This is a genomic window from Cupriavidus sp. 05N38 (assembly GCF_056397345.1).
This window is the reverse complement of the sequence record NZ_JBFTNF010000019.1, coordinates 15,835-29,343: the sequence shown is the minus strand read 5'-3', so window position 1 is coordinate 29,343 and position 13,509 is coordinate 15,835. Positions and strand designations below refer to the sequence as shown.

At 63.4% G+C, this 13,509-nt stretch carries 11 protein-coding genes; 6 read left to right on the top strand and 5 right to left on the bottom strand.

Annotated elements, in window-relative coordinates:
* Positions 1-2 precede the first annotated feature (2 nt).
* The gene (locus AC1DK4_RS15795) at positions 3-1,757 is read right to left on the bottom strand and encodes a thiamine pyrophosphate-binding protein (RefSeq protein ID WP_441621396.1); all 1,755 of its coding nucleotides are present in this window, start codon (positions 1,755-1,757) and stop codon (positions 3-5) included.
* A 479-nt stretch (positions 1,758-2,236) separates the two neighbouring features.
* Between AC1DK4_RS15795 and sucC the strand changes: the two genes are divergently transcribed.
* Both sucC and sucD read left to right on the top strand, forming a co-directional pair.
* Positions 2,237-3,448, top strand: coding sequence for an ADP-forming succinate--CoA ligase subunit beta (sucC, locus tag AC1DK4_RS15790; RefSeq protein ID WP_441621398.1), 1,212 nt, complete (start codon positions 2,237-2,239; stop codon positions 3,446-3,448).
* 1 nt (position 3,449) lies between these two features.
* Positions 3,450-4,334: a succinate--CoA ligase subunit alpha gene (gene sucD, locus AC1DK4_RS15785; protein ID WP_441621400.1), complete on the top strand. Its 885-nt coding sequence runs from the start codon at positions 3,450-3,452 to the stop codon at positions 4,332-4,334.
* A gap of 113 nt (positions 4,335-4,447) precedes the next feature.
* On the opposite strand, the gene AC1DK4_RS15780 is transcribed toward sucD, so the two are convergent.
* Together AC1DK4_RS15780 and AC1DK4_RS15775 are read right to left on the bottom strand one after the other, a co-directional pair.
* The gene (locus AC1DK4_RS15780) at positions 4,448-5,167 is read right to left on the bottom strand and encodes a GntR family transcriptional regulator (RefSeq protein WP_441643491.1); all 720 of its coding nucleotides are present in this window, start codon (positions 5,165-5,167) and stop codon (positions 4,448-4,450) included.
* Between the two features lie 210 nt (positions 5,168-5,377).
* Positions 5,378-6,352 carry a 2-dehydropantoate 2-reductase gene (locus tag AC1DK4_RS15775; RefSeq protein ID WP_441621404.1) on the bottom strand — a complete coding sequence of 325 codons (975 nt, stop codon included), beginning with the start codon at positions 6,350-6,352 and terminating at the stop codon, positions 5,378-5,380.
* Positions 6,353-6,663: 311 nt separating this feature from the next.
* Here AC1DK4_RS15775 and AC1DK4_RS15770 point away from each other — a divergent pair, with 311 nt between their 5' ends.
* Together AC1DK4_RS15770 and AC1DK4_RS15765 are read left to right on the top strand one after the other, a co-directional pair.
* Complete coding sequence (locus tag AC1DK4_RS15770; RefSeq protein WP_441621406.1) at positions 6,664-8,283, top strand: OpgD/OpgG family glucan biosynthesis protein; 1,620 nt, start codon at positions 6,664-6,666, stop codon at positions 8,281-8,283.
* A 264-nt stretch (positions 8,284-8,547) separates the two neighbouring features.
* Positions 8,548-9,234, top strand: coding sequence for a GntR family transcriptional regulator (locus tag AC1DK4_RS15765; protein WP_441621408.1), 687 nt, complete (start codon positions 8,548-8,550; stop codon positions 9,232-9,234).
* A 450-nt stretch (positions 9,235-9,684) separates the two neighbouring features.
* On the opposite strand, the gene AC1DK4_RS15760 is transcribed toward AC1DK4_RS15765, so the two are convergent.
* Positions 9,685-9,870, bottom strand: a complete 186-nt coding sequence (locus AC1DK4_RS15760; RefSeq protein WP_441621410.1) for a hypothetical protein — start codon at positions 9,868-9,870, stop codon at positions 9,685-9,687.
* Positions 9,871-9,986: 116 nt separating this feature from the next.
* A complete protein-coding gene (locus AC1DK4_RS15755) occupies positions 9,987-10,409 on the bottom strand; it encodes a hypothetical protein (RefSeq protein WP_441643492.1) in 423 nt (140 codons plus the stop codon).
* Between the two features lie 830 nt (positions 10,410-11,239).
* Here AC1DK4_RS15755 and AC1DK4_RS15750 point away from each other — a divergent pair.
* Both AC1DK4_RS15750 and AC1DK4_RS15745 read left to right on the top strand, forming a co-directional pair.
* Entirely contained in the window at positions 11,240-12,073 is an 834-nt protein-coding gene (locus AC1DK4_RS15750) for a hypothetical protein (protein WP_477131629.1), read from the top strand.
* A 76-nt stretch (positions 12,074-12,149) separates the two neighbouring features.
* Positions 12,150-13,487: a caspase family protein gene (locus AC1DK4_RS15745; protein ID WP_441621416.1), complete on the top strand. Its 1,338-nt coding sequence runs from the start codon at positions 12,150-12,152 to the stop codon at positions 13,485-13,487.
* The last annotated feature ends 22 nt before the right edge of the window (positions 13,488-13,509 follow it).

Genomic DNA, 13,509 nt, shown 5'->3' with positions numbered 1-13,509 from the left:
GGTTACTTGTACATGGTCTGGTTCTTGGTGCCCGGCGCGTACTCGCGCGGGTCCACCCAGATATTGATCACGGCGGACTTGCCGGTGCGCTGCACCGCCTCGCGCCCGCGTTGCAGCGCGCCTGCAATGGCGCTGGCCTCCCGCACTTCCTCGCCGTAGCCGCCCAGCATCTCGGCGAACTTCGAGAACGGCACGTCCGACAGCAGGTTGCCCACGTTGCCGCGCTCTTCGCCGTACTTGGCCAGCTGGCCGTAGCGGATCTGGTTCATCGCCGAGTTGTTGCCGATCACCGCCAGGTAGGGCACACCGAAGCGGTTGGCGGTCTCCATGTCGAATGCAGTCATGCCGAAGGAGCCATCGCCGTAGAAGCAGAGGATCTCCTTGCTGGGGTTGGCCAGCCCCGCGGCGATGGCGAATCCGGTGCCCACGCCGAGCGAACCGAGCGCGCCGGGATCCATCCACTGGCCGGGCCGGCGCGGGCGCACTGCCTGCGCGGAGATGGTCACCACGTCGCCACCGTCACCGATATAGACAGTGTCGTCGGACAGGAACTCGTTCAGTTCATAGGCCACGCGATAGGGATGGATCGGCGAGTTCTCCGAGCGGAACAGCGGCATCAGCTTCTCGGTAGCCACGGCCTCGGCTTCGGTCAGCTGGCCCATCCATTTCTGGCGAGCCTGGCGCTTGTCGTTCTTGATGCGCCCGCTGGCGGCCTGCAGCACTGCGCCGAGGATGGCGCCGGGGTCGCCCACCAGGCCGAGGTCGATCTCTCGGTTCTTGCCCACCGTGCGGTAGTCCATGTCGATCTGCACCAGCGTCAGCTCGCGGCTGATGCGCTTGCCGTAGCCCATGCGGAAGTCGAACGGCGTGCCCACGATGATGAGCACGTCCGCATTGGCGAAAGCCTGCGTGCGCGTGCGGTCGAAGTGGTGCGGATCGCCCGGTGGCAGCAGGCCCCGGCTGGCGCCGTTGAAATAGCCGGGGATATCCAGGCCCTTGAGCAGCGCGATCGCTTCCTCGTGGCCGCGCGCGGTCCAGACCTGCTGGCCGTAGAGGATCGCAGGACGCTCCGCGTTCACCAGGATGTCGGCCAGCCGCTCGATGTCCCTTGGGTCGCCGATCGACTTCGTGGAGGCGCGATAGTGGCCCGGCCGCGGGATCACGGCGCGCGCCAGGTCGACTTCACGGTCCAGCACGTCGCGCGGGATTTCCAGGTAGGCCGGCCCCGGCGCGCCGTTGAAGCATTCGCGCGCGGCCATGGAGATCATGTCCGCCACGCGCTCCGTGCTCGGGATGGAGGCGGCGAACTTGGTGATCGGCGCCATCATGTCCACATGGGGCAAGTCTTGCAGCGAGCCCATCTTGTGCTGCGACAAGGCGCCCTGCCCGCCGATATGGATGATCGGGCTCTCCGAGCGGAACGCCGTGGCCACGCCGGTTACGGCGTTGGTGCAGCCCGGGCCCGCGGTAGTCACCACGCAGCCCAGCTTGCCGGTCTGGCGCGCATAGCCGTCGGCGGCATGCGCGGCCACCTGTTCGTGGCGCACGTCGATGATGCGGATGCCTTCGTCCACGCAGCCGTCATAGATATCGATGATGTGGCCGCCGCACAAGGTGAAGATCGTGTCGACGCCTTCGTTCTTCAGTGCCCGCGCCACCAGGTGACCGCCGGAAATCACGCCGGCGTCGCGGGTCTTCTGCTTCAGGGTGTCTTCGGCCGTGGTGGTCTCGGGCCGCGTGGATACGACTGCAGACATGTCTTGGTCTCCTCGTTGACTTGAATGCGACTGGCTGTGACGCGGGACGCCTGCCGGCTGCGCCCTGTCACGACACCCTCTCGCCTGTTACCGCCTTGCTGCCTCTGCCTGGCCGGGCGTTGTGCTCCCGGCCTGCGATGCGCTCGATCCTTTTCGTCGGATCTTGATGACATACGGTATGTGATATATCAACGAAGCTCAAGAGAAATTTGGTGGACACACCTTCGATTTCGACGACGCGCCGCAGCATTTGGACGGCAATAGCGCACAAATGAACTGAATTGCTGAATCTACGTGGATTGATTCCGGTTTCTCACGAGCCGCGGCCCGCCAGTTTTGCCGCCCGGTTGGTTGTCGCCATCGACAGGCTTTTCCTTGTTTCTCTTTGATATATTACATACCATATTTCACAGCGCGATCGCGTCGCGAGCCAATCTCGCGCCGCGCCGGTTCGCGCCCCAACCAGAGCGAGGAGACCTGTGAACATCCACGAATATCAGGCCAAGGAACTGCTGCGGCGGTTCGACGTGGCCGTGCCGCGCGGAGCGGTTGCCTTTACCCCGGAGGAAGCCGCCAGCGCCGCGCGCAAGCTCGGCGGCTCGGTCTGGGTAGTGAAATCCCAGATCCACGCTGGCGGGCGCGGTGCCGGCCACTTCCGCAACGATCCCGGCGGCAAGGGCGGCGTGCGCGTGGTCAAGTCGGTCGACGCGGTGCGGGCGCAGGCCGGGCAGATGCTCGGCGCCGTGCTGGTCACCAGGCAGACCGGCGAAGCCGGGCGCGAGGTGCGCCGCCTGTATGTAGAAGAAGGCTGCGAAATCGCCCGCGCGCTGTACCTGGGCATGCTGATCGACCGCGCCACATCCCGCGTGACGGTGATGGCCTCCACCGAGGGTGGCATGGAGATCGAGGAAGTGGCCGAGCGCACGCCCGAGAGGATCCTCAAGGTGGCGATCGATCCGGCCGCCGGCATCCAGCCCTTCCATGCCCGCCGCCTGGCGTTTGGCCTGGGCCTGTCCGGCAAGCAGGTGAGCGCGGCCTCGCGCTTCATCCTGGCGGCCTACCGCGCCTTCGTCGAACTCGATGCCTCGGTGGTGGAGATCAACCCGCTGGTGGTCACACGTGCTGGCGACGTGATCGCGCTCGACGCCAAGTTCAACTTCGACGACAACGCGCTCTACCGCCACCCCGATATCGAGGCGCTGCGCGACGAGACCGAGGAGGACCCGGCCGAAGCCGCGGCTGCGCGCCACGAGCTGAACTACGTCAAGCTCGACGGCAATATCGGCTGCATGGTCAACGGCGCCGGGCTGGCCATGGCCACCATGGACATCATCAAGCTCTATGGCGGCGAGCCGGCCAACTTCCTCGACGTGGGCGGGGGTGCCACGCGCGAGCGCGTGACCGCAGCCTTCCGGCTGATCCTCGACGACCCCAAGGTCGAGGGCATCCTGGTCAATATCTTCGGCGGCATCATGCGCTGCGACGTGATCGCCGAAGGCGTGGTGGCAGCCGCCCGCGAGATCGACCTGACGGTGCCGCTGGTGGTGCGGCTCGAAGGCACCAATGTGGAACTGGGCAAGGCCATCCTGCATGACTCGGGCCTGCCCATCGTGTCGGCGGATCATCTCGCCGACGCGGCGGAGAAAATCGTCCAGGCCGTACAGGCCGTCCACGCCAACGGGAGGAAATGACATGGCCGTCCTGATCCATCGAGACACCAAGGTGATCTGCCAGGGCTTCACTGGCGCGCAAGGCAGCTTCCACTCCGAACAGGCGGCGGCCTATGGCACGCGCATGGTTGGCGGCGTGACACCGGGCAAGGGCGGCGAGACGCATCTCGGGCTGCCCGTGTTCGACACCGTGGCCACCGCAGTGGACCGTACCGGCGCTGACGCCTCGGTCATCTACGTGCCGCCGCCTTTCGCGGCTGACGCGATCCTCGAAGCGGTGGACGCAGGCATCGGGCTGATCGTCTGCATCACCGAAGGCATCCCGGTGATCGACATGGTGCGCGTGAAGCGCTCACTGTCGGGCTCGGGCAGCCGCCTGATCGGTCCCAACTGCCCAGGCGTGATCACGCCGGGGCAGTGCAAGATCGGCATCATGCCCGGCCATATCCACCGCGCCGGCAAGATCGGCGTGGTATCGCGCTCGGGCACCCTGACCTACGAGGCCGTCGCGCAGACCACCGCCGCCGGCCTGGGGCAGAGCACCTGCATCGGCATTGGCGGCGATCCCGTCAACGGCACGAGTTTCATCGACTGCCTGGAGATGTTCCTGGCCGACGACGACACCGAGGGCATCATCATGATCGGCGAGATCGGCGGCTCGGCCGAGGAGGAAGCCGCACGCTTCCTGCAGGATGCGCGCAGCGGTGGCCGCGTCAAGCCGGTGGTGGGGTTCATCGCGGGCACCACCGCCCCGCCCGGGCGCCGCATGGGACATGCGGGCGCGATCATCTCGGGAGGCACGGGCACGGCGCAGGCCAAGATCGACGCCATGCGCGCCGCCGGCATCCGCGTGGCGCGCTCGCCGGCCGAGCTGGGCAAGACGATGGCGCAAGCGCTGGCCAGATAGCGCGCCGCCATCTGGCGAAAGGCCGTGGGCGCGGAACGATGGATGTTCCCGCGCCCATGTCGTTCATGGCAGGCGCCCTGCGCGCCTGGCCGCCCGGGGCAAGCCCCCCGGTCTCAGTCCAGGAAGTCGCAGTTCTTCTCGACGTAATCCGCGAGGTCGAGCGAGTGCTGGCGCACGAGTTTCTCGGCCAGCTCCGTGTCGCGCTTTTCCAGCGCCTCGATGATGCGCAGGTGATCGACGATGGAGCGCGAGGCCCGGTCGCTCTGCGAGATCGTCATCTTCCGGATGGCCCGCACATGGACGAAGATATTCTTGATCGAGTCCATGATGATCTGCGACTTCGACAACTGCACGATGGCCTGGTGAAAGGCAATGTTGGCGTCGGAGTACTCCTCGATATGCTCGGCCGGCGTGCCATCGCGGAAGCTGTCGAACATGTGCCGCAGCTTGGCGATCTCCTCGTCGCTGGCATGCAGCGTGGCCAGCCGCGCGGCCATGCTTTCCAGCGCGGCCCAGACCTGGATCATCTCCACGATCTCGCGCTTCGTCTTGCGCATGATGTAGATGCCGCGCCGCGGCACGGTGCGCAGGAATCCCTCCTGCTCCAGCAGCGTCATGGCTTCGCGGATCGGGGTACGGCTCACGCCGAGCGCCTCGCTCAGGACCCGCTCGTCGAGCCGGATCTCTTCATCCGACTGATAGATGTCGGCATCGGAAATGGCCTGTCGCAGCATCGCGTAGGCCTGGTCCCGCAGGCTGGCGCCAGCATTGATGGGCTGGAGAGAGAGGGTCAGCCCGGTGGGCTGTTCAGCGGATTGGCTTTGCGCGGACATGGATAGGCTCGAATTGATACCAGCGCCCCGGCTGCCTCGCGGGGCAGCCGGCGGCTAGCCACCTAGCTTACCAAAAGCGGCCCGGCATGCGCGGAATGCATAGAAAAATGCACAATTGGCATAGATCAGGCAACATTTGGGTGGTGGTTTTGAGTATATGGTATATCACATGGTCGCCATCGCCCTCCCGCGCATCCCACACAAGCCGTCTCAGGCCGCCTGCGCCATGCGCTCGCGCTGCTTGATCAGGCCGAGCACGGTGTCGACCATCGGTGTCGGCTGACTCACCAGCCGTCCCATTTCCTGCACCACCGTGAGCAGCGGATCGATTTCCATGGCGCGCCCTGCTTCCAGGTCCTGCAGCATCGATGTCTTGTGCGCGCCCACCGCGCCCGCCCCATCGATGCGCCGCTCCACGTCGACACGGAAATGCACGCCGAAACGCTCCGCGATGCCCTGGGCTTCGAGCATCATGGCGCGTGACAAGGCGCGCGTGGCGGGGTCGGCCGTGATGACATCCAGCGTGGCATGGGTCAGCGCGCTGATCGGGTTGAAGCACAGGTTGCCCCACAGCTTGAGCCAGATCTCGTCGCGAATGTTGTCGCGCACGGGCGCCTCCAGGCCGGCGGCCACCATCATTTCGCTCAGATGCGCCACCCGCGCCGACTTGTTCCCGTCCGGCTCGCCGAGCGGGAATTTCTTGCCATAGACATGGCGGATCACGCCGGGCTCGACGATTTCCGCCGCTGGGTAAAGGACGCAGCCGATGGCACGTTCGGGCCCCAGCCCGCGCCACTGGCGAGCGCCGGGATCGACGCTCTCCAGCGTCGTGCCGGCCAGCGGGCCGCCGTGCCGATGGAAATACCAGTAGGGTATGCCGTTGACACCGGTCACCACCGCGGTCCCGGGCCCGAGCAAGGGCTGCATCAGATCGACCACGCCTGGCACCGAGTGGGCCTTGAGCGTGATGAACACGTAATCCTGCGGGCCCAGTTCGGCCGGGTCGCTGGTGCAGCGGACCCGTGCCACCCTCTCCTCGCCTTCGATCTGCAGGCGCAATCCGTCTGCCTTCATGGCTGCCAGGTGCGCACCGCGCGCCACCAGGCTCACCTCCGCCCCGGCCAGTGCAAGCTGCACCCCAAGGTATCCCCCGATCGCGCCGGCGCCATAGATACAGATTTTCATGCTGTCGTCTCCTGCTGTCTGATGGATGGATCTTTTGATATATCACATACTACATTCCACAGAGCGAGAGTCAACCTCTATCCGCATGCTTGCCCAAGCGCGATCGTCAGTGCACGGGCGATGCAGGCGTCCCGCACGGATCACACCGCCTACACTTCATCGCATCTTTGTCGCATCACCGCGGAGAATCCACGACGAGACGATGACCTGGGATCACTTGCCGATACCGTTTTCCGAACTTTCCACTTTTTGCCGCGTCTTTCATTGTTCTGCCCATTCGGTATCACTGCGCCAAGGACGACCCGCCTTCGATGATGAATCGCCGCAGCCTGCTCGTTTCCGCCACCGCTTCCGCCGCGCTCGCGGCCCTCGGGGTCACGCCCTCCGTCCTGGCTGCCGGCCGGATCAAGCTGGGCGACGCCCGCCCCTTCAGCTTCGATACCTTGATAGAACGTGCCCGCACCATGGCGGGCAAGCCATACGCCCCGCCCGCCACGGCGCCAGCGGAAATCCTTGGCAAGATCGACTACGAAGCCCACGGCAAGATCCGCTTCAAGCCCGATGACGCCCTGTTCGCGGACGGCCCGGGCCAGTTCCCGGTCACGTTCTTCCACCTCGGCACCTTCTTTCGCCAGCCGGTGCGCATGCATGTGATCGACAGCGCCAAGGGCGTGCCTGCCGCGCGCGAAATCGTCTATGACGAGTCGTATTTCGACATGCCGGCCGACAGTCCCGCGCGCAAGCTGCCGCGCGGCAGTGGCTTTGCCGGCTTCCGGCTCCAGGAAAGCCGCCTCGGCGACCAGAAGAAGCTGGACTGGAAAAAGAACGACTGGGTGGCATTCCTGGGCGCTTCGTACTTCCGTGCCATTGGCGAGCTTTACCAGTACGGCCTGTCCGCGCGCGGCATCGCCATCGACGTGGCGGAGACCGGCAAGCCGGAGGAATTCCCCGGCTTTACGCATTTTTTCTTCGAGCCGCCGTCAGGCAATGCGGACACCGCGACGGTATACGCCCTGCTCGACGGGCCCAGCGTGTGCGGCGCCTACCGCTTCGCCATGCAGCGCGGCAAAGGCGTACTGATGGATATCGACTGCGCGCTGTTCCTGCGCAAGGACGTGGCACGACTTGGCCTGACCCCGCTGACCTCCATGTGCTGGTTTACCGAAGCCAGCAAGGGCACCGCCGTGGACTGGCGCCCCGAGGTGCACGACTCCGATGGCCTGGCGATCTGGAACGGCGCCGGCGAGCATATCTGGCGCCCGCTCAACAATCCGCCGCGCACCATGGCGTCTAGCTTCGGCGACGACAACCCGCGCGGGTTCGGCCTGCTGCAGCGCGACCGCAATTTCGACCACTACCAGGACGGCGTGCACTACGAGCGGCGCCCCAGCCTGTGGGTGGAGCCGCGCGACGGCTGGGGGGCGGGCGCCGTACAACTGATCGAGATCCCCACCGACGATGAGATCCACGACAATATCGTCGCCATGTGGGTGCCCAAGGCACCCGCCAGGGCCGGCAGCGATTTCCGCCTGCGCTACCGCCTGCACTGGCTGGCGGACGAGCCCTACCCCAGCCCGCTAGCGCGCTGCGTGGCCACCCGGCTGGGCAACGGCGGCCAGCCCGGCCAGCCGCGCCCGCAAGGCGTGCGCAAGTTCATGGTGGAGTTCAAGGGCGGCCCGCTCGATAAGCTGCCGTTCGGCACCAAGCCCGAAGCGGTACTGAGCAGCTCGCGCGGGACCTTCTCCTACGTGTTTGCGGAAGCGGTGCCCAATGGCGTGGCCGGGCACTGGCGCGCCCAGTTCGACCTCACCGCCGAAGGCAAGGATCCGGTCGACGTGCGCTTGTTCCTGCGGCTGGACGGCAAACCCTTATCGGAAACCTGGCTTTACCAGTACCACCCGTTCAACTCGCCGGCCGGCTCCGGCGCCTGAGCGCGCGAGCGGTACGCGGTAGCCGGTATTGGCCTGTCGTGATGTAGCGCGCACCGGAGCAGGTATCATGGCGACGGCCCGGCAACCGGGAGTTTACGCGCGTGCCAGGCTGTCTCATGACGACGAACCGTACCGGCCATGGCCGGTCACCGCCTTTTCTGCGTAACTTCCGGGCCTTTTCCGGGCCTTTTCCGGGCCTTTATCCACGCCTTTTCCGGGCCTTTTCCGACTCTCTTCTGCGCCTCTTCCGCTTTCCCTGCCGAGATGATTCCCGCTAACCCCGCCGACGCCGCCGCCCCCAGCCCAGACGATTCGCTGCCCCGTGCCGAGCGGGCCTACCAGCACCTGCGCAACGCCATCCAGGCCGGGCAACTGCCCTCCGGTACGCGGCTGCGGGAGGTGGAACTGGCCGCCACGCTCGGGCTGTCGCGCACTCCGGTGCGCGAAGCGTTGTCGCGACTGGAGTCGGAAGGGCTGGTCGTCAACGAGCCCAACCGCGGCATGATGGTGACGCGGCTCGACGCCAGCATGGTGAGCGAGTTGTACGTCATGCGCGAAGTGCTCGAAGGCACTGCCGCAGCGCTGGCGGCGCGCCACGCCACCGACGTGGAAATCTCGCTGCTGCGCGACATCGTGCAGCGCGATCTCGCCATCGCCGAGAACCCCGACAAGCTCGCTGCCAACAACCGGCTCTTCCACGAGACACTGCACCGTTGCGCGCACAACCGCTACCTGCTCAAGACCCTGCGCTCCCTGCACGAATCGATGGCCCTGCTGGGCCGCACCACGCTGGCCTTGCCCGGGCGGGCACAGGTTTCCTACCAGGACCACATCGCACTGGTGGACGCGCTCGAGCAGCGCAATCCCGCGCAGGCCGAGCAGATCATGCGTCGCCATATCCAGCAGGCATACAAGGCACGGCTATCGATGTGGATCGACGAGCAGGCCTGACGTCCAGGTCGCCGCTGCCGCGCGTGCATGGCGCCAGGCGCCAAGGCTGAGCAGCGCGAGCGCGGCCGGGCTCAGTGCAAGAACGCGCGGTGGCGAGCCCCGGCGCAGATCAGCCAGCTTCGGTGCCGGAATCCGCGGGACATAAAAAAACCGGCCAAAAAGCGCTGCGCTCCGGTGGAGCGACGCGTTGGCCGGTCTTGCCGCGCGGAGCACCCGCGCCGGGTCTGACGATGCCGATGCCCGCGCTCGCAACAATTCGTGCAATGGCACGAAGGCGAGCCGCAGCCGCATGGCCGTCAAACCAAGACTGCAAACAATCTTCAGACTATCGACTAGACAGCTACTACAAACAACAGCAAACAACAGACTTCAAATAGCTTCAAACGAACTGCAAATCACTGACTTCAGCAACACACGCTTGATTCTTGATGACGGTTGCCACCGCTGCGATCAGCCGTTCGCGTAGGTGATCTTGGCGCGGCGAGCCTGGCTTTGCAGACGGCCAAAGACACGCTGAACAGCGGCAACAGCGCTCTTCACGTCGTCGATGAAGGCCGGGCTACGGGGGCCCAGTTCACGGTCGATCAGTTCGCGTTCCAGTTGGTCGGTCATCTTGATATCGGATTGGGTGTTCATGGCTTRCTCCTTAGGTGATAACCCGCATCGGGTTTTCCCTAATTGTAGCAAAATAAATGCGGCAGAGCAGCAATAGGTGATAGTACGTATGCCGTGGCGCAACGTGGGGTGACGACTTAACCATAACGTTGCCGATTTGCAACGATTAGATCGGCAACGACATGCTTGATCCCCCCCAGCATTAAAGTTGACCATAAAGCATATTTTGGTCGGAGCCCGCGAGGTGGATCAACGCGATCCGCAGCCATTCGCCGATGCACGTCTTGTTTGCGCTTTTCGACAATGGCGCTCCAGCAATCAGGGAAAGTTGCTGCGAAGCTACTTGGTGAGATGCGAAGCAACTCACCGAAATCGTTACCCGATAGAGAGGTAGTCGACAAAATTCGGAGGCCGTATTCCAGGACGCGAATCGCTGGCAGCCGTGCAAACATTTCGCCGTCGAAGAGCACGGCACAGACTCCGGTCCACTTGCGGTAGGCGATAAATTGCACTTCCTGGCCGACGAGAAATTCGGTACGCGGTGTACGTGTGTTCAGCATCTTGACGAAGCGACCGCGAGGAACGGCGGTGTCCGTATGCCATTTCCCGAGAGCCGGCAGGCGCGCTCTTGCCCCCGCTTTCACCGTACCAGCGTACCTCGCCGTAGTTCAGGCGTGCGACAAGCCTTCCCGCGCGCCTCGGCAGGCTGCTCGCCTGTCTGCCCCTCATTGCAACGATGCCCCAGAGTCACAGGACCTGCCACGACTGGAATCGGCGATGCCAGATGTCGTCCCACGCTTGCTCATGTGCTGCCAGACGCTGTGATCGAAGTGGGCGCGGTCGATGCCAAGGATGTCGGCCGCGACATTGATCACGGCTTGGTCAGAATAACCACTCGGGATCAGTCCGGCCAACCAGAGAAAGTTGCGAAGATGTCGGTCAATTGCACTGGCGGATAGATATTGTCCCGAAACTCGCCGGGAGCGCCAAATTGAACGGGGGCACTGCAACTGGGCCAACGAGACGCGGTGGCACCACCGATGTGCTCTACATTCCCGGCCCAAACGCAGAGGTTTTCAGCACGCCTCGATAAACAGCAGCATCCCACATTATCGAGGTGGGATGCTTCTTCCTTGACTGATGGAAAGATCCCCCCTTCTCCATGGTCCAGATGCCGAACCGCCGTCTTGCACTGAATGTTCAGCGTGGAACATTACAGCACTCCACAGATTGCTTACCACCCTCCTGAACCTGCATAAACCCACCCAACGTAGGGTGAAAATCAAGGACAGGATGCCGTTCTAAGGATGAAGTTCGTCATTGAGGCTGTTGCATAAGCATGCTCAGCATCGAGAAGGCCAAGGCATCAACTCCCATGGATTAAGACGTGATGTTTGTGCCACTTTTCGAGAAAAATTCACTCTCGGACGAATATCGGGAAATACAAAGTTCTTCACAAAAAACACTAAACATCATCATGGTCATTCGCAGTCGCTTCTCTAAGACGGTTGTTGCCGCCTCGCTTCTGTTTCCCCTCGCCGCCCCTTTCAGCCATGCACAGGAATCCGCTAACGCGGACCTTGATTCCTGCGTTACACAGGAACAGACAATTCTGACGGCCAAGGGCGCCGGCATGGGCATCGTCGCCGGGCTCGGCGCAGCGCTCTTTGGCAAAAACAAGGATGACAGCATCAAGAAGGCCGCCATTGGCGCAGCCGTAGGTGGCGCCTTGGGGGCGGCCGCCGGCTTTGCCACGGCGTACTACACGGCCATCGACACGTGCTACAAGAAGAATCCGAGCTGGATCCCGGAATCGAAGATTGAACGTACCAAGGGGTACCAGCAGGTCAAGAAGGATATCAAGTACAACCCGAAGGAAGGCGACAAGACGTTGGTCTCCAAGATCGACATGCCGACCACCGCGAAAGCCGGCGACAAGATCGATCTGGCAACCACGTTCATCGCGATGACTAAGAACGGTTCCGAAGCCCCAGTAAAGGTAGAACGTAAGCTCTTTGTGATCGATGATGGAAAGGAATCGATCTTGCCGTTCCCTGGCCAAACCGCTGAGGATCGCACCGTAGAGGCTGGCCAGAACGTTGACACATCGCGCCTGCCGATTCCTTCGGAAGCCAAGAGTGGCAGCAAATACCGTTACGAGTTTGCGGTGAGCATGGCTGGCAAGCCTGCGGCGGTTGCCTCGCAGACCGTTACGATTCTGTAATTCGAGATAGTGGGGTGGGCTGCTTCGGGCAGCCCGGCTGCGCTCACGCGTCGGCTGCATCCCTGCCCCAAAGATCATGCGCACGACATCATTGCACTGCAGCCTCGTACTCCTGGGTGCGCTATTACTTGGCGGCTGTGCCGCCAGCCAGCTTCATGGCTTCCAAAACGCCTACCAGGGCTACAACGTCCCCGAGCCACTAGTTGCAACCGTCCGCTATGAACTAAAACGGCACGGTTTGCCGAATGCGCAAGTTACACGCGACAGCGTAGGCCGGATCCGCCTGGTGGGCAACTACCAGGATGAGGATGAAGTCGACCGCGCATTCTTCATCGTCCAATCAATTGTCGGCATCAAGTCGACCTCACCGTTCTATCCGGAGAGCATCAAGGAGAAGCGCTGGGAAGTTCAGGCAGGACAGGCGCTTGCCGCCCATGCGAGGGCGGTACGCGATCGACCCGCACCACCTGCTAAGCGGGCCTTGATCATTGGTATCAATACCTTCCGTGACAAGCGCGTGCCCGACATCTTGGGTGAAGACGATGCACGACGCGTGAAAATGGAGGCGGAGAAAGCGAACTACCGCACCACAGCCCTGCTCGGCCCGCAAGCCACCAAGGCCAACATCGAAGCCATTCTGAAACGTTTTAAAGACGAGGTGGGACCGAACGATACCGTACTCATCTATGTGTCCAGCCACGGGGCCATGCCCGTACCGTCTCCCCGTGTGCGGGACGCGCGAAAGATGTCGATCATCGCTTATGACTCGGGGGATCCACGGGTCCCTGACCGTGACTTTGCGATCAGTGTATTCGACAGCTCGGTACCCGACCTCAAGTTGCAAGAGTTAGCACAGACGCCGAGCAGACAGACCCGCCTGATCATCGATACGTGCTACAGCGGCGAGATTCTGAGGGGTATCCCGGATGAGTCCAGACGCTACATCCTTGCGGCCAACGGCGGTGTACCTGAGCGCGCCGGCATTTCGATGGCGGCATGGACCGGCCAAGCGTACGAGGCCAAGGGTATCCGCTTTACGGAAGATGGCGCAGGTAGCACGCAGAACGTTCGTACCACCCAGACCACGCCAATGGATCTTAGCCGATACACGATTATCACGGCCACGAGCGATGGCGAGCAGTCGTGGGGCCCGTCCGCAGGCGGCACCTTCGAAAGTCCAGTCACCCCTGGCAAGCGCCTGCAGGGTTCGTTCTTCACGCAAGCTTTCTTTGAGTACCTTGCAAAGTTCAATGGACATATCGAACCGGCCTTCGTGGAAGCCCGCAAGTTCACTGTGCAAAAGGTGGCGAGCATTCCGCCCGTCTCGGGCTACAAAGGCCCAGTCCCTATCCCACAGGTACCTCGGCTAAACCCGTCCTTGGCTGCCGGCGACAAGAGCAGCATCTATGAATAGGGGGAATCGCCCAATCGCGTGC